23 protein-coding genes are annotated in these 25,284 nt (G+C 62.8%); 18 read left to right on the top strand and 5 right to left on the bottom strand.

What is annotated here, in order from left to right:
• Positions 1-354: 354 nt before the first annotated feature.
• Complete coding sequence (locus IVA87_RS33315; RefSeq protein ID WP_247337426.1) at positions 355-2,766, bottom strand: lytic transglycosylase domain-containing protein; 2,412 nt, start codon at positions 2,764-2,766, stop codon at positions 355-357.
• A gap of 279 nt (positions 2,767-3,045) precedes the next feature.
• Here IVA87_RS33315 and dapA point away from each other — a divergent pair, with 279 nt between their 5' ends.
• Genes dapA through IVA87_RS33335 form a run of 4 tightly spaced genes read left to right on the top strand, consistent with a single transcriptional unit; the run spans position 3,046 to position 5,523 of the window.
• A complete protein-coding gene (dapA, locus tag IVA87_RS33320) occupies positions 3,046-3,936 on the top strand; it encodes a 4-hydroxy-tetrahydrodipicolinate synthase (RefSeq protein ID WP_247299686.1) in 891 nt (296 codons plus the stop codon).
• A gap of 52 nt (positions 3,937-3,988) precedes the next feature.
• The gene (gene mscL / locus IVA87_RS33325; protein WP_247299711.1) at positions 3,989-4,405 is read left to right on the top strand and encodes a large conductance mechanosensitive channel protein MscL; all 417 of its coding nucleotides are present in this window, start codon (positions 3,989-3,991) and stop codon (positions 4,403-4,405) included.
• Positions 4,406-4,464: 59 nt separating this feature from the next.
• A complete protein-coding gene (gene smpB, locus IVA87_RS33330; protein ID WP_247299684.1) occupies positions 4,465-4,938 on the top strand; it encodes an SsrA-binding protein SmpB in 474 nt (157 codons plus the stop codon).
• Positions 4,939-4,941: 3 nt separating this feature from the next.
• The gene (locus tag IVA87_RS33335; RefSeq protein ID WP_247299681.1) at positions 4,942-5,523 is read left to right on the top strand and encodes a peroxiredoxin; all 582 of its coding nucleotides are present in this window, start codon (positions 4,942-4,944) and stop codon (positions 5,521-5,523) included.
• A gap of 8 nt (positions 5,524-5,531) precedes the next feature.
• Here IVA87_RS33335 and IVA87_RS33340 read toward each other — a convergent pair whose 3' ends face one another.
• Together IVA87_RS33340 and IVA87_RS33345 are read right to left on the bottom strand one after the other, a co-directional pair.
• On the bottom strand, positions 5,532-6,206 hold the full coding sequence (locus tag IVA87_RS33340; RefSeq protein WP_247299680.1) for a uracil-DNA glycosylase: 675 nt from the start codon (positions 6,204-6,206) through the stop codon (positions 5,532-5,534).
• On the bottom strand, positions 6,187-6,831 hold the full coding sequence (locus IVA87_RS33345) for an NYN domain-containing protein (protein WP_128933338.1): 645 nt from the start codon (positions 6,829-6,831) through the stop codon (positions 6,187-6,189). Before IVA87_RS33345 ends, IVA87_RS33340 begins: the two co-directional genes overlap by 20 nt.
• A gap of 331 nt (positions 6,832-7,162) precedes the next feature.
• Between IVA87_RS33345 and rpoZ the strand changes: the two genes are divergently transcribed.
• The 14 genes from rpoZ to IVA87_RS33415 all read left to right on the top strand — a co-directional run bounded on the left by rpoZ (position 7,163) and on the right by IVA87_RS33415 (position 24,117).
• On the top strand, positions 7,163-7,555 hold the full coding sequence (rpoZ, locus tag IVA87_RS33350; protein WP_007603391.1) for a DNA-directed RNA polymerase subunit omega: 393 nt from the start codon (positions 7,163-7,165) through the stop codon (positions 7,553-7,555).
• Between the two features lie 206 nt (positions 7,556-7,761).
• Complete coding sequence (locus tag IVA87_RS33355; RefSeq protein WP_247337428.1) at positions 7,762-10,047, top strand: bifunctional (p)ppGpp synthetase/guanosine-3',5'-bis(diphosphate) 3'-pyrophosphohydrolase; 2,286 nt, start codon at positions 7,762-7,764, stop codon at positions 10,045-10,047.
• 44 nt (positions 10,048-10,091) lie between these two features.
• On the top strand, positions 10,092-10,844 hold the full coding sequence (locus tag IVA87_RS33360) for a pyridoxine 5'-phosphate synthase (protein ID WP_247299678.1): 753 nt from the start codon (positions 10,092-10,094) through the stop codon (positions 10,842-10,844).
• The gene (gene acpS / locus IVA87_RS33365) at positions 10,841-11,260 is read left to right on the top strand and encodes a holo-ACP synthase (protein ID WP_247299675.1); all 420 of its coding nucleotides are present in this window, start codon (positions 10,841-10,843) and stop codon (positions 11,258-11,260) included. The genes IVA87_RS33360 and acpS overlap by 4 nt, the downstream gene beginning before the upstream one ends.
• Before the next feature lie 248 nt (positions 11,261-11,508).
• The gene (gene lepB / locus IVA87_RS33370; protein ID WP_247299673.1) at positions 11,509-12,273 is read left to right on the top strand and encodes a signal peptidase I; all 765 of its coding nucleotides are present in this window, start codon (positions 11,509-11,511) and stop codon (positions 12,271-12,273) included.
• On the top strand, positions 12,270-13,106 hold the full coding sequence (gene rnc / locus IVA87_RS33375) for a ribonuclease III (protein WP_247299671.1): 837 nt from the start codon (positions 12,270-12,272) through the stop codon (positions 13,104-13,106). The genes lepB and rnc overlap by 4 nt, the downstream gene beginning before the upstream one ends.
• Entirely contained in the window at positions 13,096-14,022 is a 927-nt protein-coding gene (era, locus tag IVA87_RS33380) for a GTPase Era (protein ID WP_247277043.1), read from the top strand. The genes rnc and era overlap by 11 nt, the downstream gene beginning before the upstream one ends.
• A gap of 21 nt (positions 14,023-14,043) precedes the next feature.
• The gene (locus tag IVA87_RS33385; protein WP_247299667.1) at positions 14,044-14,424 is read left to right on the top strand and encodes a hypothetical protein; all 381 of its coding nucleotides are present in this window, start codon (positions 14,044-14,046) and stop codon (positions 14,422-14,424) included.
• Positions 14,425-14,464: 40 nt separating this feature from the next.
• Positions 14,465-15,217, top strand: coding sequence for a DNA repair protein RecO (gene recO / locus IVA87_RS33390; RefSeq protein WP_247299664.1), 753 nt, complete (start codon positions 14,465-14,467; stop codon positions 15,215-15,217).
• Between the two features lie 83 nt (positions 15,218-15,300).
• On the top strand, positions 15,301-15,588 hold the full coding sequence (locus IVA87_RS33395; RefSeq protein WP_247299661.1) for a hypothetical protein: 288 nt from the start codon (positions 15,301-15,303) through the stop codon (positions 15,586-15,588).
• A gap of 60 nt (positions 15,589-15,648) precedes the next feature.
• Positions 15,649-17,907: a DNA topoisomerase IV subunit A gene (gene parC / locus IVA87_RS33400; RefSeq protein ID WP_247299659.1), complete on the top strand. Its 2,259-nt coding sequence runs from the start codon at positions 15,649-15,651 to the stop codon at positions 17,905-17,907.
• A gap of 1,195 nt (positions 17,908-19,102) precedes the next feature.
• A complete protein-coding gene (locus IVA87_RS33405; RefSeq protein WP_247299657.1) occupies positions 19,103-19,345 on the top strand; it encodes a hypothetical protein in 243 nt (80 codons plus the stop codon).
• Between the two features lie 1,684 nt (positions 19,346-21,029).
• Complete coding sequence (locus IVA87_RS33410) at positions 21,030-21,806, top strand: DUF4239 domain-containing protein (RefSeq protein ID WP_247299655.1); 777 nt, start codon at positions 21,030-21,032, stop codon at positions 21,804-21,806.
• 382 nt (positions 21,807-22,188) lie between these two features.
• On the top strand, positions 22,189-24,117 hold the full coding sequence (locus tag IVA87_RS33415) for a response regulator transcription factor (protein ID WP_247299652.1): 1,929 nt from the start codon (positions 22,189-22,191) through the stop codon (positions 24,115-24,117).
• Between the two features lie 273 nt (positions 24,118-24,390).
• Here IVA87_RS33415 and IVA87_RS33420 read toward each other — a convergent pair whose 3' ends face one another.
• Entirely contained in the window at positions 24,391-24,828 is a 438-nt protein-coding gene (locus IVA87_RS33420) for a nuclear transport factor 2 family protein (protein ID WP_247299650.1), read from the bottom strand.
• A gap of 162 nt (positions 24,829-24,990) precedes the next feature.
• The gene (locus IVA87_RS33425; RefSeq protein ID WP_247299649.1) at positions 24,991-25,242 is read right to left on the bottom strand and encodes a hypothetical protein; all 252 of its coding nucleotides are present in this window, start codon (positions 25,240-25,242) and stop codon (positions 24,991-24,993) included.
• Between the last annotated feature and the right edge of the window lie 42 nt (positions 25,243-25,284).

Consider the following 25,284-nt stretch of genomic DNA (forward strand, 5'->3'; position numbering starts at 1 on the left):
AACTCGCTTTCCACGGCATCTACACCTCCCGCAGAACAAAAGCGGAAAGTGTAACCCGTCTGTCCGGTACGAAATGTCACCTATGTCTCGGGCCGCTCATTGTCCTTCAATATCCCGCGCCCGCCCGTGGAATGCTGCCGCCTCCACGGTGGGTGTTGCCGTGACCGCATGGCGCTCTCGCAAAAACTGTAACCAGGACAGTATGGTGCGAGAGGGAAGGCGGCTGGCCGGAATTAAGGCCAAGGGAACCAAGCTCAGGACGCCGCCCCAGCTGATCTGGAACAAGATTCGAACATCGACCCGCGCACCGCGACCGGATACGGCGGGGCATGCCACCCCCTAAAGGTGGCGCGGCTATTCCACGCTGCCGGTGCCGCGGCGCAGGTCGGCCTCGATCTGCAACCGCGTGCCGCCGCCGAACCGGGCGCGGTAGACCTGAAGGTTTTCCATGATCCGCTGCACGTAATTGCGCGTCTCGGAGAACGGAATCAGCTCCACCCAATCGACCGCGTCAACTTTCGGATCGCGCGGATCGCCATAGCGTTCGACCCATTTCTTCACGCTGCCGCGACCGGCATTGTAGGCGGCAAAGGTCATGATGTAGGAGCCGCGATAATCTTCGAGCAGCCCACCGAGTTCGGCCGAGCCGAGCGTGGCGTTGTAGACCGAATCGTTCTTCAACCGGGACAGATCGTAAGTCGCGCCGTGGCGTTTGCAGACGTAGCGTGCGGCGTCCGGCGTCACCTGCATCAGCCCGTAGGCCTGCGCCGGCGAGACCACCGACGGATTGAACGCGCTCTCCTGCCGCGCGATCGCATAGACGATGCTGCGCTCGACCTCGGGCCCGATCGGCGTGAACTGCGGAATGCCGTTGACGGGATAGGCGTAGAAGTCGAACGGCAGGCCGCGATTGAGCGCGGCCTTGCCGAGCAGCAGCATGCCGCGCGCGTCGCGGTAGCGCTGGGTGAGCTCGCCAAGGCCGGCAAGCGCTTCGGGATCGCCGTTCTCGCCCATGTCGGCGAGCAACGGCACTGCCATCTCACGCTCGTCAAGCTCGTAGAGCAGTTGCGCGGCGCGCACGATCTCGAGCCGCTCGGCGCCGCGGCCCCGCGGCTGACTGTTGAGCTCGATCTGGGGCAGTCCGAGTTTTGCGCGCGCGAGCTGGCCGTAATAGCTGGTCGACTGCTCGGCTGCGCGGGCATAGGCGTTGCGCGCCTCCTGCTGGCGGCCCATCGCTTCCGCGGCGCGGCCCTGCCAATAGCCGGCGCGCGCCAGCGTCGTCGGATTGACGCTGCCGACCCCGATCCGGGCGAAATGCTGGGCGGCGGTCGCGGGATCGTTGAGGAAGCGGAGTGCGATCCAGCCCGCGGTAAATTCCTGCTCGGTCTTGTAGATGTCGCGCGAGGGCAGGGCGGCATCGCGCGCGATCAGATAGGCGCTGCGGAATTCCTCGGTGTCGATCATCTTGCGCGCCAGGAGGCGCCGCTCGATCCACCATTCGTCGAGATTGTAGAGCCGGTTCGGATCCTTTGGCGCCGACAGCATGAGCTGCGCCGCTTCGGCAAACTTCTCCTCGCGGCGCAGGAGCTGGATCTTGCTGAAGATGAAGCCGGGATCGTTGTGCAGCTCACGCGGCACGGCGTCGAGCAGCGCGCGCGCGTTGGGCGCCTTCTTGACGGCGGCGATGCGAGCCTTGGCGAGCGCGACATAGCCGGCGCCAAGGCGCTTGGCGGCGCGCAGCGCGGCCTCGTTCTCGCTGCCGTAGAGCAAAGTGTCCATCCGCGCCTTCTGATCGCCTGGCGTCAGCAGGGCGCCGAACTGGTCGAGCGCATTGTTCTCGGTCTCCTCCGACATCGGATCGCTGCGCCAGGCCTCGCGCACCAGCCGCTCGGCGTTGGCGCGGTCGCCGCGCGCCAGCATCGCCTTGGCGAGCGTGAAGCGGCCCTTGGCGGAGATCGGCGACTCATTCTCAAACCACGACCACGCAACTGAATCGTCGCGCCTGTCGTCCCACATCGCGGCCTCCAGGCGTCGGCGGAGGAAAGTCTGCGACGGCCAGCTCGGATTGGCGGACAGGAAGGCGCGGTAGCGCTCCACGGTCGCGCCATTGTCCTCGCTGCGCAGGATGATCCATTCCGCGAGCTTTCGCGCGACGGGATCCGAGATCGAAGCTGCATAATTGGTGGCATCGCCCGCCTTGCGCTTGCGCACGAGCTCGATGACGGTCTCCAGCGTGTCCTTGTCGGCCTGCGAGGTCGACGACGTTGCGGCGACCGCAGCCGGTATGACCGGCTTGCGCGGCGCTGCATGCTGGCGGGTCGCAGGAGCCAGCACGGGAGCTGCGATGGGTTTGGCCGCGGTCGGGGCGGCCGGTCTGACGGTGACCGTCGAAGCCGGGGCGGGTGCGGTTTTGGGCGGCGCCCCGTTGGCGGTCGGTTTTGATGCTGGCGCGGGGGGAGCTGTCGCGGGCTTGGATGCTGCCGCGGGCTTGGACGCTGCTGCCGCGGGCTTGGGCCTGTCCTTTGCGGGTTCCTTGCCGGCGTTCGTCCCAGCGTCCTTGGCAGATTTCTTCGCGGCATCTTTGGCCGGGGCGCTGGCCCCCTTGCTGGTGCCCTTGGCCGTATCCTTCGAAGTTTCCTTGCCGGTTCCCTTGGACGAGTCCTTGGCGGCTGGCCTCGCGGAATTCTTAGCCTCGTCCGCAGTCGTCTCGTTGGGCTTTTCGTTGGACTTGGCCAAGGCAGCACAGCCGACCGACAGCCCTGCCATCAGGCACACGACCAGACCGGTGGATCGCCATGCGGCACGAGGAAGGGAGGTCACGGCGTTTCGTCGCCCCGAATCAGTCAAGTGGCCCAAGATCTAGCTGAATTTGATTGAATATGCGGACAAAATACCAACAGCCGCTTACCTCGGGCCGATTTGCACCATCACCGCGGCAAAATCGCGGCCTAAACAGTGAGTCACACGCGGCGGGCCTTTTACCGGCCGGACAGACCCGATATGAATGGGCCTTGCTCAAGAGATCGCCGCGTACGGAGGAAGTCCATGGCAGCCAAGACGAAATTCCGGGGGTCGTTCACCGCCTTGGTCACGCCGTTCAAGAACGGCTCGCTGGACGAGGCGGCGTTCCGCTCTCTGGTGAATTGGCAGATTTCAGAGGGCACCAACGGCCTGGTCCCGGTCGGCACCACCGGCGAAAGCCCGACGCTCAGCCATGACGAGCACAAGAAGGTCGTCGAATGGTGCATCGCTGAGGCCAAGGGCCGCGTGCCGGTGATCGCGGGCGCCGGCTCCAACTCGACCAAGGAGGCCATCGAGCTCTCCCAGCACGCCGAGAAGGCGGGCGCCGATGCCGTGCTGGTCGTCACGCCCTACTACAACAAGCCAACCCAGGAAGGCATGTATCAGCACTTCAAGGCGATCAACGACGCGATCGGCATTCCCATCATCATCTATAACATTCCGCCGCGCTCGGTGATCGACATGTCGGTCGACACCATGAAGCGGCTGTGGGAGCTGAAGAACATCGCCGGCGTGAAGGACGCCACCGCCAGCATGGTCCGCGTGTCGCAGCAGCGCGCGGCGATGGGCGAGGATTTCAATCAGCTCTCCGGCGAGGACGCGACCATCCTCGGCTACATGGCCCATGGCGGCCATGGCTGCATCTCGGTGACCTCGAACGTCGCGCCGCGCTTGTGTTCGGAGTTCCACGTTGCCTGGCAGAAGGGCGACCATGCCACCGCCTTGAAGCTGCATGACAAGCTGATGCCGCTGCACAACAACCTTTTCATCGAAAGCAATCCGGCGCCGATCAAATACGCGATGTCGCTGCTCGGCAAGCTGGACGAGACGCTGCGGCTGCCGATGGTGCCGGTCTCCGAGCCGACTCGCATTGCCGTGCGCAGCGCGATGGTGCACGCGGGCCTGATCAACTGACGCGTTCGCCTTCGGGGAGCCTTACATGAGCGTCGAGGAAAGGGGCACGCGGATGCTCAAGGAGTTCCGCGAGTTCGCCATGAAGGGGAACGTCGTCGATCTCGCGGTCGGTGTCATCATCGGCGCGGCCTTCGGCGCCATCGTCAACTCGCTGGTCGGCGATGTCATCATGCCGATCATTGGCGCCGTCACCGGCGGACTCGACTTCTCGAACTACTTCACCCCCTTGTCGGCGAAGGTCACAGCCACCAACTTAGCCGATGCGAAAAAGCAGGGCGCCGTACTCGCTTGGGGCAGCTTTCTCACGCTGACGATCAACTTCATCATCATCGCCTTCGTGCTCTTCCTGGTGATCCGCGCCATAAATACCTTGAAGCGCAAGGAGGAGGCGGCACCTGCCGCTCCGCCGAAGCCGTCGGCCGAGGTCGAGCTGCTGACTGAGATCCGTGATCTCCTCAAGAAGTCTTGACGCGCGCGCTTCATCCGACCTGTTAGAATCCGTGCGCATCTTGATCAGGTTTGTCTGCGATGGCCGATAAGAACGAACGTCCGATCAAGGTCATGGCGGAAAATCGCAAGGCCCGCTTCAACTACGCCATCGAGGATACGATCGAGGCGGGCATTGCCCTGACCGGCACCGAGGTCAAGTCGATCCGCAACGGCAAGAGCACGATCGCGGAATCCTATGCCGACTCGAAGAATGGCGAGATCTGGCTGATCAACGCCACCATTCCCGAATATCTCCAGGGCAACCGCTTCAATCACGAGCCCAAACGGCCGCGAAAACTGCTGCTTCACCGCCGCGAGATCAACAAGCTGATGGGCGCGGTCGATCGCGAAGGCATGACGCTGATCCCGCTCAAGCTATACTTCAACGAGCGCGGTCGGGCCAAATTGCAGCTGGCGATTGCAAAGGGCAAGAAGCTGCACGACAAGCGCGAGTCCGAGAAGAAGCGCGATTGGAGCCGGGAGAAGGGCCGCCTGATGCGGGCAAGGGGATAGGGGATGATCCAGAGGAACCTGCTCGAGGTCGATTGGAGCCAGATTCCCGCGCCCGCCGACGACGGCGGCGCCGCGCATCTGACGGGCATGACGTTGCCGCCGATCGGCCTGCGCGCGACGGACGACACGTCAGTCACGCTGTCGGCGCTGCGCGGCCGGACCGTGGTGTTCGCCTATCCCCGCACAGGCGAGCCCGGCAAGATCGCACTGGTCGACGATTGGGACATGATCCCGGGCGCGCGGGGCTGCACCCCGCAGACTTGCGCGTTTCGCGACCTGTTTGCCGATTTGAAGGCGGCTGGCGCCTCGCACGTGTTCGGTCTCTCGACCCAGAGCAACGACTACCAGATCGAGATGGCCTCGCGGCTGCATCTGCCGTTCCCGGTGCTGTCGGACGAGAAGCTGAAGCTGACGCGCGCGCTGAATTTACCGACCATGCAGGTCGCAGGCCTGACGCTGATCAAGCGGCTTGCACTGATCATCGACGACGCCAGGATCACGCACGTGTTCTATCCGGTGTTTCCGCCGGACCGGAACGCCGGCGATGTGCTCGATTGGCTGAAGGCCAATCCAGCCAGGGGCTAGGTCGAGGCCTAATCGAGGTCGGCCTTCACCTTCGCGAACACGGACCGGAACATGTCGGGCGTCAGCACCCCTGTGTTGGTGTTGTAGCGGGAGCAGTGATAGCTGTCGTAAAGCTTGACCGCGCCGGCCTGGTGCACGGCGCCGTGGCCGAAGGGAGCTTGCGAGCCCTTCAGATTCAGCGGCTTGAGCACGCTGTCGTGCGCAATCCGCCCGAGCGCGACGATGGCGCGCAGGTTCGGCATGGTCGCCAAATTGGCGACGAGAAACCGGCGGCAGGTGGTGATCTCGATCGGAAGCGGCTTGTTCTGCGGCGGCACGCAATGCACGGCATTGGCGATCCGGCAATCGACCAGCTTCAGGCCGTCATCGGGGCGCGCCTGATAGATGCCCTTGGCAAACCCATATTCGAGCAGCGTCGCGTAAAGGAGATCACCGGCATAGTCGCCGGTGAAGGGACGACCGGTGCGGTTGGCTCCCTGCATCCCCGGCGCAAGGCCGACGATCAGCAGGCGCGCCTTGATGTCACCGAAGGGCGCAACCGGCGCATTGTGCCACGACGGCTCACGCGCGCGGTTGGCCTCGCGAAAGGCGACCAGGCGCGGACAGAGCGGACAGTCACGGTCGGGAACGACGGTGGAAGGCTGGCGGCTTGGCCGGGCCGCCTCACTCCTCGAAGTCGTCATCGCCCCTCGGCGCCATCGTGGTTGCGCGCTGGAGGAATTGCGGGGCGTGGTGGCGTCCCTCGCGCTCGCCGCGATCACGCGGGGCGGGGCGTTCGGACGGGTCGCGGCCGAGCTTGGATTGCAGCTCGACGAGGTCTGTGAACACGTCGGCCTGGCGGCGCAGCTCGTCGGCGATCATCGGCGGCTGGCTGGCAATGGTGGAGACCACGGTGACCCGCACGCCGCGGCGCTGCACGGCCTCGACCAGGGAGCGGAAGTCGCCGTCACCCGAGAACAGCACCATCTGGTCGATATGCTCGGCGAGCTCCATGGCGTCCACGGCGAGCTCGATGTCCATGTTGCCCTTGACCTTGCGGCGGCCGGAGGCGTCGATGAATTCCTTGGTCGCCTTGGTGACGACGGTGTAGCCGTTGTAGTCCAGCCAATCGATCAGCGGGCGAATCGAGGAGTATTCCTGATCCTCGATGATGGCGGTGTAGTAGAACGCCCGAAGCAGAGTCCCGCGGCTCTGAAACTCCTTCAGCAGGCGCTTGTAATCGATGTCGAAGCCCAGAGTTTTCGCCGTCGCGTAGAGATTGGCGCCATCGATGAAGAGCGCGATCTTGTTGGTAGGAGAAAGTGACATTCAGTTTGCTCGCGTAGTGGTCGTGATTGATCGTTTTATTGTTGGCGCGGCGGCAGCAAGCCGCGCAGTTCTAAGGCGCCGTCGAAAACCCGTCGAAACCGCAAATCCGGAGAAGTCGGGGCAATCAAGGTATAGTTATGGCGGACTTCCACACGCCCGGCGTTACCTTCGATGGCAGCCCGGGAAATCACCCATCCCAGCCCCAATGTGGGGGTAGCAGAGCCGTTTGGCGAGGCCAAATCACAAATTGGCCTTGCGAAAACGGCCCGGTCCCTATAACTAGCCCCGATCACCCACATATTTCGTCCCACCCACAACGGAGCGACAGTCCATGGCTCGCGTCACCGTAGAAGATTGTATCGACAAGGTCGACAACCGGTTTGACCTGGTCCTGCTGGCCGCCCACCGCGCCCGCATGATTTCGTCCGGTTCACAACTAACGGTTGATCGCGATAACGACAAGAACCCTGTTGTGTCCTTGCGCGAAATTGCCGAGACGACCATTTCGCCGGAGGACCTCCGCGAGGAGCTGGTGCACTCGCTCCAGAAGTTCGTCGAGGTCGACGAGCCCGAGCCTGATACGGTCCCGCTGATCGGTTCCGCGGGCGCGAGCGTCGATGCGGACGATACCGAGGTCGCCGTCGAACGCATGACCGAAGAGGAGCTCCTAAAGGGTCTCGAAGGCCTCGCACCGCCCGAGGAGCAGCCGGAGGAGGACGAGTAGGTCCTCCCGTCGCAATCATCGACCTCTTGTGATCTTATCAAGGCCCGAACCGTTGTTCGGGCCTTTGCTTTTGTTGGTGTTTTCGTGGTTACCATAGTGTTGTCGGTTCGCGCTGCGCCCTGTCACCGAATTGATCGGACGCGCCGGGGATCGGCGGTAAGATGTATGCAACGGGTCGCGTCGAGGCCCGTTTGAAGGCGGGACGTATGGTGTATCGGCGCTGGAAACCAATGCAGATGCAGGCCGCAACCGAATCGGTTGCCGTGGCCCCGACTGCGCCGGTGGCGCGCCCGGCGAAGCCACGCGCACGCATGATGCGTCAATATGACCTCGTCGAGCGCGTCAGGTCTTACAATCCCAACACCAACGAAGACCTGCTCAACCGTGCCTATGTCTATGCGATGAAGGCGCACGGCTCGCAGACCCGCGCCTCGGGCGATCCGTATTTCTCGCACCCGCTGGAAGTGGCGGCAATTCTCACCGACCTCAAGCTCGACGACGCCACCATCGTGGCCGCGCTGCTGCACGACACAATCGAGGACACCGAAGCGACACGGGCCGAGATCGACCAGATCTTCGGGCCCGAGATCGGCGCTCTGGTCGAGGGCCTGACCAAGCTGAAACGGCTGGAGCTGGTGTCGCGGGAGGCCAAACAGGCCGAGAATCTGCGCAAATTGTTGCTGGCCATTGCCGACGATGTCCGAGTGCTTCTGGTCAAGCTCGCCGACCGCCTGCACAACATGCGCACGCTGGACTTCGTGCCGACGGAATCGCGCAGGCGCATTGCCGAGGAGACGCTCGACATCTATGCGCCGCTGGCCGGCCGCATGGGCATGCAGGAAATGCGTGAAGAGCTGGAGGATCTGTCCTTCCGCACGCTCGATCCCGAGGCCTATTCGGTCGTGATGCAGCGGCTCGATGCGCTCGCCGAGCGCAACCGCAATCTGATCGGCGAGATCGAGGACCAGCTCTCCAACAATCTGCGCCACCGGGGGCTGGGCGCACGGGTCTATGGCCGCCGCAAGAAGCCGTTCTCGATCTGGACCAAGATGGAGCGCAAGTCGGTCGGCTTCGAGCAATTGTCCGACATCTTCGGCTTTCGCCTCGTCGTCAGCGACATCGAAGCCTGCTATCGCGCGCTCGGCATCGTCCACACCACCTGGCCGGTCGTGCCGGGGCGTTTCAAGGACTACATCTCGACGCCGAAGCAGAACGACTACCGCTCGATCCACACCACCGTGATCGGCCCCGGCAACCAGCGCGTCGAGCTCCAGATCCGCACCGAGGCGATGGACCAGATCGCCGAGCGCGGCATCGCCGCGCACGTCTTCTATAAGGAGGGCGTAGGCTCGCCGACCGAGTACCTCAAGCGCGAATCCAACGCCTTCGCCTGGCTACGCCACACCATCGGCATCCTCTCCGAGAGTGCCAATCCCGAGGAATTCCTCGAGCACACCAAGCTCGAGCTGTTCCATGATCAGGTGTTCTGCTTCACGCCCAAGGGCAAGCTGATCGCGCTGCCGCGCCATGCCAACGTGATCGACTTCGCCTATGCGGTGCATACCGACGTCGGCAATAGCGCGGTCGGCTGCAAGATCAACGGCAAGTTCGCGCCGCTGTCCTCGGAGCTCCAGAACGGCGACGAGGTCGAGGTGCTGACCTCGGAAGCGCAGTCGGCACCGCCGTCGGCCTGGGAGACGCTCGCGGTCACCGGCAAGGCGCGCGCCGCGATCCGGCGCGCCACGCGCACCGCCATGCGCGATCAATATGTCGGCCTCGGCCGGCGCATCGTCGAGCGCCTGTTCGAGCGCGCCAAGATCGAATATGCCGACGACAAGCTCAAGGGCGCGCTGCCACGGCTGGCGCGGACCTCGATCGAGGACGTCATGGCGGCGGTCGGGCGCGGCGAGATCAAGGCTTCCCACGTCGCGCGCGCGATGTATCCGGACTACAAGGAGGAGCGCATCGCGCGCTACGGCCTCAAGAAGGGGCTCGCCGCCAAGCTCAAGGAGAAGTCGTCGGAGTCGCCACGCAGCCCGGTCGCCATTCCGATCCGCGGCATCAATTCCGACCTGCCGGTGAAGTTCGCGCCGAACGGTGGCGCCGTGCCCGGCGACCGCATCGTCGGCATCGTGACGCCGGGCGAGGGCATCACGATCTACCCGATCCAGGCGCCGGCCCTGAAGGATTTCGAGGAGGAGCCGGAGCGCTGGCTCGACGTGCGCTGGGACATCGAGGATTCCTTGCCGCAGCGCTTCCCGGCCCGCATCAAGGTCGAGAACGTCAACGAGCCCGGCGCGCTGGCACAGATCGCGACGGTGATCGCCGAGCACGACGGCAACATCGACAATATCAGCATGCAGCGCCGCTCACCTGATTTCACGGAGACGACGATCGACCTCGAAGTCTACGATCTGAAGCATTTGAGCGCGATCCTGGCCCAATTGCGCGCCAAGGCGGTCGTCGCCCGCGTCGAACGTGTTAATGGATAGACGCTTCTCGCATGGTCTGTCCCCCTGAGCTCGTGAGTCCTGCAATGCCCGCACTTCCGCTCCGCCTCGGCGTCAACGTCGATCATGTCGCGACCCTGCGCAACGCGCGCGGCGGCCGCAATCCCGATCCGGTGCGCGCCGCCCTGGTGGCGATCGAAGCCGGGGCCGATGGCATCACGGCGCATTTGCGTGAGGATCGCCGGCACATCCGCGACGAGGACATGGCGCGGCTGAAGGCGGAGATCTCCAAGCCGCTCAATTTCGAGATGGCGGCGACCGACGACATGATGCGGATCTCGCTCGCCACAAGACCCCACGCGGTGTGCCTCGTGCCGGAGCGGCGGCAGGAGGTGACGACCGAGGGTGGGTTAGATGTCGTCGGCCAGAACGATGCGCTCGCGCCCTACATCGCGCGGCTGAGCGATGCCGGCATCCGGGTCTCGCTGTTCATCGCCGCCGACCCCGCGCAGATCGAAATGGCGGCGCGGCTGCGCGCCCCCGTGATCGAGATCCACACCGGCGCATGGTGCGACGCCGTCGTCGACGGCCAGACCAACAAGGCCGATGCCGAATGGCAGCGGATCGTGGCGGGGGCGAAGCTGGCGAAGGAAGCGGGGCTCGAGGTCCATGCCGGCCACGGGCTCGACTATACGACGGCGGAGACGATCGCGGCCCTGCCTGAGATCATGGAGCTCAACATCGGCTACTACATGATCGGCGAGGCGCTGTTCGTAGGGCTCGCCGAGACCGTGCGCAGCATGCGCGCGGCGATCGACCGCGGCCGGAGCCGGGCATGATCATCGGAATCGGCTCGGACCTGATCGACATCACCCGCGTCGCCAGGGTGATCGAGCGCCATGGCGAGCGCTTCCTCGACCGCATCTTCACCGCGGCCGAGCGGGCCAAGGCGGAGCGGCGCGCCAAGAACGAGAAGATGGTGGTGGCGACCTACGCCAAGCGCTTTGCCGCCAAGGAGGCCTGCTCCAAGGCGCTCGGTACCGGGATCCGGCGCGGCGTCTGGTGGCGCGACATGGGGGTGGTCAACTTGCCGGGCGGACGGCCGACCATGCACCTGACCGGCGGCGCCTTGGCTCGGCTTCAGGCGCTGACACCGGAAGGGTTCGAGGCGCGGATCGATGTTTCGATCACAGACGACTGGCCGCTCGCGCAGGCCTTCGTCGTCATTTCCGCCGTCCCGCTGGCCAAGCCCTGACCGGATCCTGTAATCTCATAATTCGTTTGAAATACCAATATCTTATGCAGTTTTGATGCGATCCTTGATTGCGTGGTCTCCGACAACCGTCTAAAAGTCCGTCGACGCAAATCAGGCTGGGTGAATTCGGCTTTACGCCGGAATTGGCCCTCACTATCAGAATCAGGACAATCTCCTTGGGCCGCGAGCCGATCGGCTGTTCGCGGGAGGAGGGCGCTCTGTGACCGCCGGCCGGAATTGAGAGAGCAATGAGCGTGACTTCGGGAACGAAAACTGAGAGCGGTGTCGGCGAAACGATTCGGGTCGTGATCCATGCCCTGCTGATCGCGCTGGTGATCCGCACGTTCCTGTTCCAGCCGTTCAACATCCCGTCCGGTTCGATGAAGGCCACGCTACTGGTCGGCGACTATCTGTTCGTCTCGAAATATTCCTACGGCTATAGTCACTATTCGATCCCGTTTTCGCCGCCGCTGTTCTCGGGGCGGATCTGGGGCTCTGACCCCGACCGCGGCGACATCGTCGTGTTTCGGCTGCCCAAGGACGATTCCACCGACTACATCAAGCGCGTGATCGGTCTTCCCGGCGACCGCATCCAGATGCGGGACGGTCTGCTCTACATCAACGACACTCCGGTCGAGCGGCAGCGCATGAGCGAGTTCGTCGGCGAGGATCCGTGCGGCTCCGAAGGCGGGGGCATCTCCCGGGTGAAGCGCTGGAAGGAGACGCTACCGAACGGCGTGTCCTACGAGACGCTGGACTGCGCCGACAACGGCTACATGGACAACACCAACGTCTACACGGTGCCGCCCGGTCACTTCTTCATGATGGGCGACAACCGCGACAACTCGACCGACAGCCGCTTCCTCGGCCAGGTCGGTTATGTACCGCAGGAGAATTTGATCGGCCGCGCGCAGATGATCTTCTTCTCCATCGCCGAAGGCGAGCATGCCTGGATGTTCTGGCGCTGGCCTTGGGCGGTGCGCTGGAATCGTTTCTTCAATATCGTCCGATGAAAGACGAAGCCAAGGACATCGCGACCCCACTGACGGAGGCGCAAGCCGGCCCCGAGGGCGAAGCTGCGACCAAACCGCTTGCGAGCAAGGCGCCCGTGAAGAAGAAGCGGACGCGAAGCAGCAAGGCCAAGGGCGCGGACGCGAACGCGGCGCTCGAGGCGCGCATCGGCCACAGCTTCAGTGACCCGAACCTCTTGATGCAGGCGATCACGCATGTCTCGGCACTGAAGTCCGGGCGCAAGCGCGGCGACAGCTATCAGCGCCTGGAATTTCTCGGCGACCACGTGCTCGGGCTGGTCGTCTCCGACATGCTCTATCACACCTTCCCAAACGCCGACGAAGGCGAGCTGTCCAAGCGGCTTGCCGAGCTCGTGCGCAAGGAGAGCTGCGCCGACGTCGCAAAATCGCTCGGTCTGCTCGACGACATCAAGCTCGGCTCGGTCGGCCCCAGCGCCGACGCCCGCCTGCGCAAGAGCGTGCTCGGGGACATCTGCGAGGCCGTGATCGGCGCCGTCTTCCTCGACGGCGGGTACGCGGCGGCCGCCGAATTCGTCAGGCGCAACTGGACCGAGCGCATGCACAAGCCGCGCCGTCCCTTGCGCGACCCCAAGACCGTGCTCCAGGAATGGGCGCAGGGGAAAGGCTTGCCGACCCCGGTCTACCGCGAGGTCGAGCGTACCGGCCCGCATCACGATCCGCAATTCCGGGTTGCCGTCGACCTGCCGGGATTGGCCCCGGCCGAAGGCATCGGCGGCAGCAAGCGTGCGGCAGAGAAGGTGGCAGCTTCAGTGATGATCGAACGCGAAGGCGTTGGCGGCGGCAATGACGGCTGAAGCAAGCGGCGAGGCGCCTACCGCTACGCGCTGCGGCTTCGTTGCGCTGATCGGCGCGCCGAATGTCGGCAAGTCCACGCTGACGAACGCGCTGGTCGGCGCCAAGGTCACGATCGTCTCGCGCAAGGTGCAGACTACGCGCGCGCTGATCCGCGGCATCGTGATCGAGAACAACGCGCAGATCATCCTGGTCGACACGCCCGGCATCTTCTCGCCGAAGCGCCGGCTCGACCGTGCCATGGTCTCGACCGCCTGGAGCGGGGCTCACGACGCCGATCTCGTCTGCGTGCTCCTCGATGCCAAGACCGGGATCGACGAGGAGGCCGAGGCGATCCTCGCCAAGGCGGCCAGCGTCAACCACGAGAAGATCCTGGTGATCAACAAGGTCGACCTGGTCCAGCGCGAGAAGCTGTTGGCTCTGGCCCAGGCCGCCAACGAGCGCATGAAATTCGCGAAGACCTTCATGATTGCGGCGATCTCGGGCGACGGCGTCGACGACATCCGCACGACGCTGGCCGAGATGGTGCCTCCTGGTCCATTCCTCTATCCCGAGGACCAGATGTCGGACGCGCCGATGCGGCAGCTAGCTGCCGAAATCACGCGCGAAAAAATCTATCAGAAGCTGCACCAGGAATTGCCCTACCAGTCCACGGTCGAGACCGACAAGTGGGAGGAGCGCAAGGACAAGTCGGTGCGCATCGAGCAGACGATCTTCGTCGAGCGCGAAAGCCAGCGCAAGATCGTGCTCGGCAAGGGCGGCGCCACCATCAAGTCGATCGGCGCCGACTCGCGCAAAGAACTGATGCAGATCCTGGATGTACCGGTGCATCTGTTCCTGTTCGTCAAGGTGCGCGAGAACTGGGGCGACGATCCCGATCGCTATCGCGAGATGGGCCTGGACTTCCCCAAGGAATAACCAAGAACAGATCGGTATCCGATGAGCGTGCCCAGCAACGTCCGGCGCTTCGAAGCGCTGCTCTATGCATCGTTGATGCTGGATGCCCTGTCGGTCGCGGTGCAGGACCGCACGCCCAACGCCGAGATGGCCGAGCAAATGATCATGACCGCCACCCTGCTCGCCGGCGGCATGATCCTGCTTCTCGTCTATTTCGTCTGGCTCGCCGCGCATGGACGCAAGAACTGGCCGCGCTGGGTGCTTGCGGCAGCCCTCGTGCTGTCGGTGATCTCGCTCGGCCAGATCATCGGCGAGAAGGGCATGGAGCTCGACAGCGCCATCGAGATCGTCTCCTGCGTGCTGACGACGATGGGCCTGTATTTCTCCTTCACGGGCGATGCACAGGGCTGGTTCAACGCCTAGCGTCTCGCGCGACGCCGCAGGGTGGGTTACACTTCCTGCCATGGAATGGACCGACGAAGGCATCGTGCTGGGGGTGCGCCGGCATGGCGAGAGCAGCGCCATCGTCGAGCTGTTGACGCGCGCGCACGGCCGGCATCTTGGTCTCGTCCGCGGCGGTGCCGGCTCGCGGATGCGGCCGCTTTTGCAGCCGGGGAACAGCGTCAGTGCGGTGTGGCGGGCGCGGCTCGACGAGCATCTCGGCACCTATGCGATCGAGGGATTGAAGCTGCGCGCGGCGACGCTGCTGGCATCGTCCCACGGGGTCTACGGCGTTACCCATCTCGCTTCGATCGCGCGGCTGCTGCCCGAGCGCGATCCGCATGAGGCGATCTTTGCTCTGCTCGAACATTCGCTCGATGATTTCGACGATATCGGCGGCGCCGCCGTGCACGTCATCCATTTCGAGCTGGCGATGCTGGCCGAACTCGGCTTTGGGCTGGCGCTGGAGAATTGCGCGGTAACCGGGGAGACCACGGACCTGATCTATGTCTCGCCCAAATCCGGCGGCGCGGTCTCGCGCGGCGCGGGCGAGCCCTGGCGCGACCGGCTGTTGCGGCTGCCGCCATTCCTGCGCCAGGGCGAGGTGCACACCGACCTTACCGAGCAGGATCTCCAGGACGGCTTTCGGCTCACCGGTTTGTTCCTGCTGCGCCACGTGCTGGAGCCGCGCGGGCAGGGCCATTCCGACGCGCGCGCCGGATTTATCAACGCCTTGATGCGGCAGCAGGGAAGGGCGGAGATTCCGGTGCCATGATTAAATAGCGCCTCTGCCGGTTCCCGGGAACCAAATCTTGGCCGGCCGAATTGACCCGCGGTTCCACAGCGGGGTTAGCCTAAATGTTGATCAGGGGATTCGCCTTGTCGGCGGCGCTGCTCGCGTGCGCGCCTGATGCAATGGCCGGCGAGCCGCAACTTGGCGTGTTTCGTCGGGCATCCTGCACCGTCATTCGGTATTATGTGGCCAAATATTCGGTTGCAGCCGCAGAGGCATGGGCGCGGTCCAAGGGCGCGAGCGAGGCTGAGATCGAGACCGCCCGGCGTTGCCTGGCCAATGCACCGGCCAGCACGCAGGCTCAGAATCCGCAAACCACCCAGCCTGTGACCGCCGGCTGGGCGGGGCACTAGCCACCCCCAAGGAACCAATCCATCCTTGCCCGATTCGCTTCCACGGTTTAACCGGGCGGCATGGGAAAACGAATCGTTCCGCCGGAAGAACCGGCCGAAATTCACGAGGTGCCGCTGCGTGAAGCGCTGGAAGAGCGCTATCTCGCCTATGCGCTCTCCACCATCATGCACCGTGCGTTGCCGGACGCGCGCGACGGCCTGAAGCCGGTGCACCGGCGCATCCTCTATGGCATGCGCCTGCTCCGGCTCGACCCCGGTACGGCGTTCAAGAAATCCGCAAAGATCGTCGGCGACGTGATGGGCTCGTTCCATCCGCATGGCGACCAGGCCATCTACGACGCCATGGTCCGCCTCGCGCAGGACTTCTCCTCGCGTTACCCGCTGGTCGACGGCCAGGGCAATTTCGGCAATATCGACGGCGATAACCCGGCTGCCTACCGTTACACCGAAGCGCGCATGACCGACGTCGCGCGTCTTCTGCTCGATGGTATCGACGAGGACGGGGTCGAGTTCCGCGCCAATTACGACGGCCAGTCGAAGGAGCCGATCGTCCTGCCCGGCGGCTTCCCCAACCTGCTTGCCAACGGCGCGCAAGGAATCGCGGTCGGCATGGCGACCTCGATCCCGCCGCACAACGCCGCCGAGCTGTGCGACGCCGCGCTGCATCTGATCGAGAAGCCCGACGCGAAATCCAAGGCGCTGCTGAAGTGGGTTAAGGGTCCGGATTTCCCGACCGGCGGCATCATCGTCGATTCCAAGCAGGCAATCGCCGAGGCGTACACGACGGGCCGCGGTTCGTTCCGCGTGCGTGCGCGGTGGGAGCAGGAGGAGGGCGCTCGCGGCACCTGGGTGGTCGTGGTCACCGAGATCCCCTGGCTGGTGCAGAAGTCGCGGATGGTGGAGAGGATCGCCGAGCTGTTGGACCAGAAGAAGCTCCCGCTGGTCGGTGATGTCAGGGACGAATCGGCCGAGGACGTCCGTCTCGTCATCGAGCCGAAGTCGAAGAACGTCGATCCCGCGCTGATGATGGAGTCGCTGTTCCGGCTGACGGAGCTTGAAAGCAAGATCCCGCTGAACCTGAACGTGCTGATCAAGGGCAAGGTGCCCAAGGTGGTCGGCCTGGCCGAGTGCTTGCGCGAGTGGCTCGACCATCTGCGCGACGTGCTGATCCGCCGCAACAATCACCGCAAGGCGCAGATCGAGCACCGGCTGGAAGTGCTCGGCGGCCTCCTGATCGCCTATCTGAACATCGACAAGGTGATCAAGATCATCCGCACCGAGGATGAGCCGAAGCCCGAGCTGATGAAGGCGTTCAAGCTCACCGAGGTGCAGACTGAAGCCATTCTCAATATGCGGCTGCGCAGTTTGCGCAAGCTCGAGGAGATGGAGATCCGCACCGAGGACAAGAACCTGCGCGCCGAGCTCAAGGGCATCAATGCGGTGCTCGCCTCGGAAGCCGAGCAATGGAAAAAGGTCGGCGAGCAGGTCGGCAAGGTCCGCGACATGTTCGGGCCGAAGACGCCGCTCGGCAAGCGCCGCACCACCTTTGCCGACGCACCCGAGCACGATCTCGCCGCGATCGAGGAAGCCTTTGTCGAGCGCGAGCCGGTGACGGTCGTGGTCTCTGACAAGGGCTGGATCCGCACCATGAAGGGTCATGTTGAGGATCTCTCGGGCCTTGCCTTCAAGCAGGACGACAAGCTCGGTTTCGCCTTCTTTGCGGAGACGACCTCGAAGCTGCTGCTGTTCGCCACCAACGGCAAGTTCTACTCGCTCGATGTGGCGAAGCTGCCCGGGGGCCGCGGCCACGGCGAACCGATCCGCCTGTTCATCGACCTCGAGCAGGAGGCTGCGCCGGTTGCGCTGTTCGTCAACAAGGGCGGGCGCAAATTCCTGGTCGCGAGCCACGAAGGCCAGGGTTTTGTGGTCAACGAGGACGATTGCGTCGGCACCACCAAGAAGGGCAAGCAGGTCCTCAACGTCGAGATGCCGAACGAGGCACGCGCGATCACCGAGGTAACAGGCGACACCGTTGCTGTCATCGGCGAGAACCGCAAGATGCTGATCTTCCCGCTCGACCAGGTCCCCGAGATGGCCCGCGGCCGCGGCACGCGCTTGCAGAAATACAAGGACGGCGGCCTCTCCGACGTCGCGGTATTCGATGCCAAGGCGGGGCTGACCTGGAAGGACTCCGCGGGGCGCGAATTCTCGGCAACGATGAAAGAGCTCGCCGAATGGCAAGGCAACCGCGCCGATGCCGGCCGTCTGGCACCGAAGGGGTTTCCGAAGTCGAACAAGTTCGGCCGGGTGATCGGGTAGGGCGGCTCTCGCCACAACGCCGGTGTCATGCTCCGCGAAACCGGGGCATCCAGTACGCCGCAGCTTCTCGGTCCGATCACGACCTTCTCTGAAATACTGGATCGCCCGGTCAAGCCGGGCGATGACAGCGAGGGGGCTAGACCACCTCCGATACAATTTTCAAACAGCAGAGGAGCGTTCTCATTCTCGCGGCTCATCTCGCCCGAGCTTTGCTTCACGGCGCGCCCCTCGGAAATACAAGGGCGCAGGGAAGGCCGGGCGCCGGCGGCACCCGAGTCCGTGTGCGATGGAAATGCACACGGGGTGGACAACAGGTGATGCCGGTCGCCCGGCCTTCCCTGCGCGAATGGTTTTAACGGTGTCCTTCGTGCTCTCCTCGGGGAGCGATGCACTGTTGCCCCCGTCGCCATGCGGATGACTGATGCGCGGGCCCGGTCGGGCCGCTACATCACCACAGGACTTGACGCACAGACCGCGGGCGTCAGGACCACACGACTTCTCCGTCCGCGCACGTCTTCGCTGGGAATCCGAGGGGTGGCGTGTGCTCGCCCCCGAACCCATGCGAAGACGCTGTCAGCGCCGTGTCGTTCGCGCGAAGGCATTGCTCACGGCTGAAGCCGCCCTGCAATGCCTGTTACGCTCGACGCCGTCGCGTCCATCGCTGCCCAGCCCGCGGTTCGTGACGATCGCGATCCGCCCCTTGTCTCGGGCCAGGGTGCTTTGCGTATACGACAAATCCGAATTTCGATAAAGTGGAATATTTCGCGAAACGGGCTTGACAGGCGAGGGTGCGGAAGTGGTCAGCTGTTTTGCCCGACGGGTGCTGGCCGACGGGTGCGCTGTGACGAGCCTTTGACCCGCAGCTTGCAATGATGCGACGGCGGAAGGCTACAAAACTGTCCCTCATGGAGTGACGAAGCTCGACGTCGGAACCATAGGTTCGTTGCTACGTTTTCCCGGGCATGGAATGCCCCCGTTCCATGGAGAGGCACCAGCTCGCATTCCATTGCCCGCGAACTGGTGCCTTTCTCGATCGCAAATGGAGCGAACCTCGTGTTTGGTCAGCAACAATGAAATGGATGCTCGTGGTCTTGGTTGGCGGTATCGCGCCGGTGAACACCGACTTGTTTTCGACAAGTTCGCGGATTGCCTCTCAGCCGAAGAGCAAATGTGGAAGCACTATCGGAGAAATTCGATGAAATTCTCTTTGGCGATCCTCAGCCTTCTTGGACTACTCACATCGGCCGCGCTAGCCGACCCCTGGAAGGACGAAAGCGGTAAGCATCGCTGGAGCTACGATCGTGGTCCCTACCGCGCCTACAATTACGATCGCGAATACAAGCAAGAATACCGTCATGGCCCCTGCAAGATCGAACGAAAGTGGGGCAAGCACGGCGAATACAAAGAAGAGACGAAGTGCAAGGGCTACCGCGACTGACCTGACTGAGTTGGTCCTTCCAGATCACGCCTCGATAACGTGGGTCTCAGCTTGGCGCCAGCCTCGGAGCTGAGGCTTTTTTGTCGCCTGTGTACATTTTTGTACAAGCACCGGAACGCAGGCCGAGTTTCTGACTCATCTCACGGGGACCTCGATCGGATAGAAAAGACGTGCCGCGTTACACCTCCTTCGCCCGAGAGGCGGCAGCAACGTTGCTGCGAATGGCAAAAACGACAAAGGACCCGCAGGTCGCGTCGGGATTGGTCCAGCGAGCGGCCGACCTGAAGGACCGCACGGGTGAGCTGCCCCCGGTTGATATTGAGGCCGCCACGGAGCCAAAGAAGCCACTAACGCGGAACTGAAGCCTGCCCCATTGGCCCTTTTCGCTTCGAAACCCGCCGGGCCCCAGCTCGGGGGGCAACGGGGATGAAGCTGGGGTGCCCTCAAGAGAGATTCCGGTCGTGCTCCTTTGGTTCAGGAACATGACGGGCGGGCTACTGTTCGTGCAGGAACCTTGCCCTACCTGAGATGTTTCGAAAGCAACGCAACTCCTCAGGAGGAGGCTCACATGAGAACCCTGTTACTGGCTAGTATACTGGCGATTGCGGGTTTCGCTGTCGCCGCGCCGATCTCTATTGCACCGGCATCAGCTCAAGTTGCCGTTGATACTCCGTTTGGCGGCGTAAGAGTGGGGCCGGAGCGGCGTTACTACCGAGAGTATGATCGGCCCGCTTATCGCGCCTACGGATATGATCGCGGATATCGCGGTGACTGCCGCACCGTCACGATCGAGCGCGACGACGGTTCGGTCCGCAGGATCCGCCGTTGTGACTAGCGGTATCGGACCAGAAGATTGACCTCGGGTGCTTACTAAGAGGATCCGGGGGCACTATTCACTTAGAGGGCCGCTTCAGTTGGCGGCCTCTTTCATGTCGTGAATGTCGCCTGCTGGACCCAGAACGGAGTTGGACTCAGATGCGCACCTCAGCAGGTTGTCACCGACAGAGTTGCGGGATGTGATCCGACGAGCTTTGGCAGGTCAACAGGTTTGTGCCACCGGGCTCACACCTGTAAATCGCTCCGGAATAACATTGGCGTCGTACCCGCTACAGAAGACAAAAAGTTATCCTCTGCCGGATCAGCTCGTCGGCAATTGGGTAAGCCGCCTCATTGTGAAGGTGGCGCCGTATGGTCATCTGAAGGAGTACCCAATAAGCATCCTTCTGAAGCCACTTGCTCCCGCGCAGCTAGTTACGGCCGTTTCGCAGCTTTTCAACATCGGGCTCGCCGACCTGATGATCCAGTCAGATACTCAATAACTCAATAAGATGGGCGCAAGATCGCGGTCCCATCACCACAGCGACCGCACGCTGAGGGCCATGTCGCGTCCTGGGCTGGTGCTCCTGAACGGCATCCTCTAATGGGCAAAGCGGAAGTCGCCCGCTCGAGCATTATCGAGGGCTCCTGACCCCTCCGGACATCGGGGTTCGAGCTGCCGCGGCGCAGCGGTTAACGGCTTCGGCATCTGCCGATTGTCGGCAAAGCATATTCCCGATCCTAGTCGGTGTCGTCCTCGGCACCACGCGAATGCCCGCTGGCCTGCAGCACCCGTGCGGTGTGGCCTTCCGGTCAGGGGACTCGGGGCGTATTCTAGAAGGCAGGAGTAGCCAGCTCCGGAGGACCAATGTTGCATTGGATTGAGTCCCATTCGATTCTCGGCATCATGCTTCTTGTATTCGGCTTTTGTTACGTGTTGACGATTGCGATTTTCGGCGCAGCGGCAATCCTGTCCCGGCGCGCAGTGGTGAGGGAGCTGAAGGCGGCCTCGCCTGTGACGTTGACGCCTCTAGCGGTTATCCTGGCCCTGCTCCTCGCCTTCCTGTCCTCGCGTGTATGGACAAATGTCGATCGCGCCGGGGAATATGTCGGTCAGGAAGCCAGTGCTCTCCGACAGGCCCTGCTCCTCGCGGATGCTTTGCCACCGGATGTTCGGAACAATCTGCGCGATAGCCTCAAGCGCCACCTTCATTTCATCGAAACGCAGGATTGGCCAGCGATGGGCAGGGGCGAAGCCACCTTGCAAGCAATCCCGACTGGATTGACTGACGCGATGGCGGCGGTCCTTTCCTTTACGCCCGCACAACCCGCTCAGCAACTGGCCCAGGAGCGCGCTTTGGTGGCGATCGAACATGCGTTTGAAGTCCGGCGAGATAGAATTCGGCTCAGCCAGCTTCAGATCGCGCCGATCCAGTGGGCAGTCATCGTTGCCTTGACGATGCTGATCCTCGTGACGATCGCAATGATACATATCGATAATCGAACGGCGATGGCGGCGACCCCGTTGATCTTTTCAACGGCAGTCGCTGTGTGCCTCGTCCTGCTCATGGTCTACGCCCGGCCTTTTGGCTTTGGAGGCGTGTCCATGGCACCGACAGCGTTTCGAGAGGTCGCTGTGGACTGACACCCTATACCCTCGCGGATCGGAGGCTTGACCACTTCTGCCGCAGCACGATGGCACCGCGGTGATCATGACCCACGAATTCTTGCCATTATCGATGCCGATCACCGCGATCGTCGCACTGAGGTTCTGAGACATGGCGTGCTCCTTGAGCGGACGGTTTACTCATCTCGTTCTGCCCACACTGTGATTTCCCATCCGATGGGCTTTTCTCCGAGGGCCATCGATCGGCTGCAAGCATGAACATCATCCGATCGCCTTACTAATCTACAGGAACCAAGAGGATTGTTGTGCGTTGCCGGGCTGCTCTTGAGTGTCACTCCGTTCAAGCTAGCTCGCCTCTGCTGGGTGAACTTAGGACGGAAGGCCGGGCGAGGTAGAGCAGGTGCTTCGTATCCGACTACTGATAGCAGATCGTCGTCCGATCGTTCTGCAGGGTTTTGGGACGCTACTTGCGGCGGAGCGTGACTTCGAGATTGTTGCGTCATGCACTAATGGAGCGGGTTGCCTCGAAGCACTCCGGAGGTTGACGCCAGATGTCGCCCTTTTAGAGGACGGATTTTCTGACGTGACGGCTTCTGAAATGCTCGCCGCCGTTACTGCGGAAAACCTTCCCACGCGCTTGGTATTCTACACAGCATCGGTTGCGCGAGGCGATATCGCTGACGCCGTCGCGGCGGGTGCCTGCACTGCGATTCCGATGCGCGAGGAGCCCGAAACCTTGTTCCGGTCACTGAGGCTGGTGGCACCGACCGCGGATCGGACGGCTACCCGCAAGCCCGGCAAGGGCGCGTGCGGCGAAACTGGACTTGCAGCGTTGACGGACCTGGAGCACAAGATCCTACGTCTGGTCGCCTGCGGTATGTCGAACAAGGAGATTGCGCGCCAGCTCAACGTCGCCACAGGCACCATCAAGGCGCGAGTTGATCACATATCTGCGCAGCTTGAGATCAAAAGCCGAACCGAGCTCGCAACGTTCGCCCTGTCGCGCCTTTACGGCAGGGTCGGCGCGCTTGCAGCTCTGATTTGGGCAGCGCTGGACGACGTTCAACCCGCGAGCGCGAGCGCAGTTGATCATGCGCTTACCGATAGTGTCACGGTAATGGCCGCAGACGACACCGGCGCTGTCGTGACCATCAAAATCAGCCCCCAAAAAACGACCGCGGCTTCGGGTAAAACGGCCAGAGCCGTGGGTAAAGCCGATCGTGCCGAGAACTCTGCAGCTGACATCCCGACGCGGGGCAGCAAGCTCGTCGAGTCCCGCGCCGATATTGCCGCCAGCACGATCACATCGCCGACACTCAACCCTCCGAGGTCAAGCATCAGTGACTTTGGCGGGTTTATGCTCATGGCGGTCGGAGTTTCGATTTACGAACTCCTTAACAGTCCTGCGCAGGCGTTCACTTTTTGCGATACCTTTGCGTCGGCTGCCGCAAACGCCACCAGCGAATTGGGCGTCCTTAATATGCCTGGCAGCGCCGATGCGAACCTAAACGAGTTCGAGAACCTAGCCTGGCTTAATCCCGAAGGCCGCCACGAATCATTCGTTTTCGAGGCTGGCCGAAGCGATGCCATCGGCAGAAGCGACGAGCTTCAGATCGTCGATGCATTCGCAAGCGAACATGGCGTAGGCGCCGGCGGCAACCCTCACGTCGGGTCCGGCGCCATCGACGCTCCGATCGATCATAGCGGCCTCGAGCAGGCGGCCGCGACGGACGCATCGAGGAAGGCCGAACACGGCACAATACACGCGACTCCACTAGACGGATCCAATGATGAACAATCGCAGCGTGATTTGCATGTTTCGGAACAGGGAGCAGCAGCCGGTAAGCCACACGCCGGAGACGGGCCACCGGGACACGATCCAGGTCATGGACAATCGCAGCGCGATTTGCATATCTCGGAACAGCGGGCAGCAGCGGGTAAGCAGTCTGCCAAGCACGATTCAACCGGACACGATTCTGACTGGGGGCAATCGCATCGGGACTTAGACGCTTCGGAGGCTGACTCGCACAAGGCGCCCATAAGCGGTTCTAAAACTCTGCAAGCGGGGCCGGGCCAGAATGCAACGGCAGCTGCGCCCCAGTTCGAAGATTCCTTTCATTTCAAGAATGATAAGGCAGAGGTCAGACATTCAGAGAATTTTGAGAACGGCCACGGACCGGATGCAGTGGGAGATACTCTGCACGACGCCGGAAGAAATGGACTGGCGCTAATTCAGGACGCGGACCTGATTGGCCCTTCGCACGCCGCGCAAAGCGCCCCTGATCACGCAAGAGTTGAGCACCATCTGACGCATGATTTGTTTGTGTAGCCTTCGAGGCCTCACTAGGGACGGTACTGCTGCTTTGAGCGTTGCCGGCGCGTCCGCCGCGCCTGCGTCTAGGCCCTTAGCCGCCATGCAGCCCTGTCGGTTCAAGGTCCCGTTCCGGCAGCAGCTTCTAAGGGCGAATCGGAAGTCGTCCCGCTTGGTCATCATCGTCGACGGCTTGCTACCCACCCCGGACATATCTTGCACCAGGACAAGTAGCCCTTCTGGGTGTCCGGTAAGGCCGCCGCCTCACCGGACTGATCAGCTTCGACCGCTTTAGTTGAATGTTTGCAGCCTCAATTTGAGCGATCCATCGGCTTGGCGTTCGAATACGTGCATCGCCAAACCACCCAATGGAGACGGCTTGCCCTCCTTGTCCTTACCCGTGGCACTCCACTTGGCTGTCCCGAACACAACCTTGTCGTCTCCGCCGGCGTCAATCATCTCCAACTTGTGACCCGTCACGCCGTTCGCGAACAGTCCGGCAAAGAAACTCTCGATCTCAGACGGACCTGACGCCACCTGATGTGTGGGCGGCATCAATTTTGCCGTGGCGACATAGGAAGCGCCGATGGCTTTTGCGTCGTGCTTGTTGAATGCGGCATCCCAAGAGGCGTATGCCTTCTCCACATCCCCCTTGGCATCCGCAGCCAGCGAAATCCCTGGCGCGCCGAGCAGACAAATGACTAGTGCTGATGTTTGAGCCAACTTCATAAGGATACTCCTCTGTTGGATGATAATGCCTTTCCCGATTGATCAGATTATCAGTCCGGTCGTCCGCCGCGGCTGCGCTCCCGCGGGCATGACGACACCGTCGCCGGTTGCGTTGTGGCCGGCCCTTGGTTCATTAAGGAAGAGGTGCAGGCGGTGGTAACTTCAATGGCGCCGTTCACCTCGGGAGTCCATATCGCGCGCCATGACACCGCTGATGCAGCCGATCACACATGCGCCGAACTTCAACCACCACGACCAGTTTTGCGAAGGCATATTCATCATGGCTGGTTGCCCGAAGACTCCATCCAATAGCTTGCGGAACAGCAATTCCGGGCAACTACCGTCAACCACGTTGACAAATGGGAGAGAGCGCCGGCGCACCGTGCGTCGGCCGGAAATCCCTGCGCTGGTCACGGTGTAATTCGCCTTTAGGGCCCGTGGCTGACCTTAGCTCAG

It is taken from the genome of Bradyrhizobium sp. 147 (assembly GCF_023073935.1).
In the GTDB taxonomy this organism is placed as follows: domain Bacteria; phylum Pseudomonadota; class Alphaproteobacteria; order Rhizobiales; family Xanthobacteraceae; genus Bradyrhizobium.